The 2,256-nt window shown below is 31.9% G+C and carries 3 protein-coding genes; all 3 read right to left on the minus strand.

The window, feature by feature from the left end:
- Positions 1-199: 199 nt before the first annotated feature.
- The gene (locus HA632_RS02225; RefSeq protein ID WP_176305612.1) at positions 200-760 is read right to left on the minus strand and encodes a transglycosylase domain-containing protein; all 561 of its coding nucleotides are present in this window, start codon (positions 758-760) and stop codon (positions 200-202) included.
- Positions 761-920: 160 nt separating this feature from the next.
- Positions 921-1,607: a hypothetical protein gene (locus tag HA632_RS02230; RefSeq protein ID WP_176305613.1), complete on the minus strand. Its 687-nt coding sequence runs from the start codon at positions 1,605-1,607 to the stop codon at positions 921-923.
- 192 nt (positions 1,608-1,799) lie between these two features.
- The coding region (locus tag HA632_RS02235) for a hypothetical protein (RefSeq protein WP_217902814.1) at positions 1,800-2,256 on the minus strand (457 nt) is incomplete at its 5' end.

The raw sequence follows: 2,256 nt of genomic DNA on the forward strand, positions 1-2,256 counted from the left end.
GGTTAAATTTCCTGTTCATTTTCCACTTAAAAACAAAACCAAAATTGAAATGATTTTCCCCAATTTTAGCCCGAACGAAAACTGAACGGTAACGTATTGCAGATTGTGATAGTGGCGGAATTCAATCACTTTCCATTCCAAATATAACTAAAATTTCAATTAGCGAATATATTTCCGATAAAACCAAAACCAGCCATTATCACAAACTGCTGTTAGCAACCGGTTTTTTATGTAATATACTTTGATAAAGTCGAACTTTCCTCAATACTTTTTCTTTTCGGCGTATAGGATTATACAGACTTGGATTTTCAAGCATAATAATCAACATAATATTTTCTTCTTCGTTGAGTTGTTCGACACTTTTATTAAAATAGAATTTAGACGCTTGTTTTACTCCAATATTTCCAGTTAAATAGTCAGCGTTTAACAAATCAAATTTTAGGCAATCATCTTGAGTAAATTCCTTTTCGATTTTCAATAAGTACAACTTTTTGGTTAAAGAAAAACCATGTCTATATGGTCCAATATAAGCTGTTGAAACTTCGCATGGACATCTTTTTTCTTCTACGGTTTCGTGAATTTTATTATAAATATTAACTAGCGGTTTTAAGTTTTCTTTTTGTGCTACTTTTATTGAATTAGTTAGGTAAACAAACTCTTCGTCTTCAAACATTGGGTTAAAATCGCTCAATAAAAAATTATAAACTACAATAAATAGAATTAAAGTTATAGCGATTATTTTCAATGTCTTTTTATGCATAATGGTTTGAAACTGGTTGCTAACGTGCCGCAGATTGTGATTGTGGCGTTTTCTTCACAGACTTGCGTTTCCAAATATAACTAAAATTTCAGTCAGCCGAGACATTTCTGATACGACCAAAACCAGCCATAATCACAAACTGCTGTTATGTACTGTTTTTTTAGAGACCGTAACCTTTTCTCCAAGCGTTTATTTCTTTTGGACTGTCTTTTCCATTTGGATAGTTTGCCATTACAAATTCGAACTGTTCCTTAGTAAGCAAAACCATTCTTCCGTCATTTCCGGAACTGATAGGATAAAAACGTTCATTACTTTTTTGTAATTTCAGTTGGTCGTTTAACATTTCAATGAAATTCACGAAAGCAATTCCCCAATCATTGTCATTAAAAACACCTTCATAGGCTACATAAGGCTTTCCATTCAACTTTATTTTATGAACCCAACGATTTTCAGCTTGGTTGCTTATTTCGTCTGAGTACATTAGTTTTAGATTAAGTTTTTCAAAAGTTATTTTTACTGTTTCAAGATATTGAGTTAAACCTTCACCTTCAAATAAAGTTTCACAATCAATAAAATAAAATCTGTTGTCCGTAAAAATCAAGCTTTCGCCTCTCATTTTGCCTTCGAAAAAGCTTAGTTCATCGTATGATTTTTGAAACTCAGTTTTTGATTCATTTAAATCTTCTTTTGCTGTCAAATTGAAAAAGTTAAGCTTTTCCAATTCTGTAACAATTTGTTTTCCATTCAATTTTGGTTTTTCAGTCTGACTTTTGGCAGAATCATTTTGTGCTTTTGAATTACAATTGAAAAACAAAACACCAAGTAGTATGATTAGTAATTTATTCATTTTATCTTCTTTTATGAAGTAGTTCTAAAGATGCAATATAAAAAATAGTACATAACGTTCCGCAGCTTGTGACTGCTGCGATGATTTATTACTGATGATTACAAATATAAAACTCCTTTTGAATTTTCGAAGAAAATTCGGGGCAAGCCCAAGCGCGCAGTAGTTACAAACTGCTGTTATAGGCTGTTATTGTCACTTAAAATATTCAACCACTTCTTTATCTTCGTCAACAATATGGTCTGTAATATGAAACACTTCACTTAGCCACGGATGTTTCAATGCATCTTTTCTGTCTAAAATATTCCCTAGCAAACTTTGTTTCCACGGCGATTCTTCTTTATCTATTAGACCGACATTAAAATTGTCACTATCCGTCCAAATTCTGAACGGAAATGAAAATCTTTTTTTCGGTTCTTCATCAGTATGCCAATCTCCAATGCTAATTATTCCAGTAACAATTTTCTCTTCGTGCTCTTTGGTGAATTTCAGATAATAAATTGCAAATGCATCGTCATCTTTGTAAACAAACCTTGTCAGTTTTATAGTTTCCTTTCCGCAACATTCGCAAGTTTCTATATTCGGTTCTTCAAATTCTATTTTAATCATGATTCTCTTTAAGCAGGATTTTCGACATAATAGCCTATAACGT

The sequence above is a fragment of the Flavobacterium sp. J49 genome (assembly GCF_011742145.1).
In the GTDB taxonomy this organism is placed as follows: domain Bacteria; phylum Bacteroidota; class Bacteroidia; order Flavobacteriales; family Flavobacteriaceae; genus Flavobacterium.

Coding starts and splice junctions, on each gene's coding strand:
- HA632_RS02225 (WP_176305612.1), bottom strand. CDS start 760: ATGCATAAAAAGACATTGAAAATAATCGCTATAACTTTAATTCTATTT.
- HA632_RS02230 (WP_176305613.1), bottom strand. CDS start 1,607: ATGAATAAATTACTAATCATACTACTTGGTGTTTTGTTTTTCAATTGT.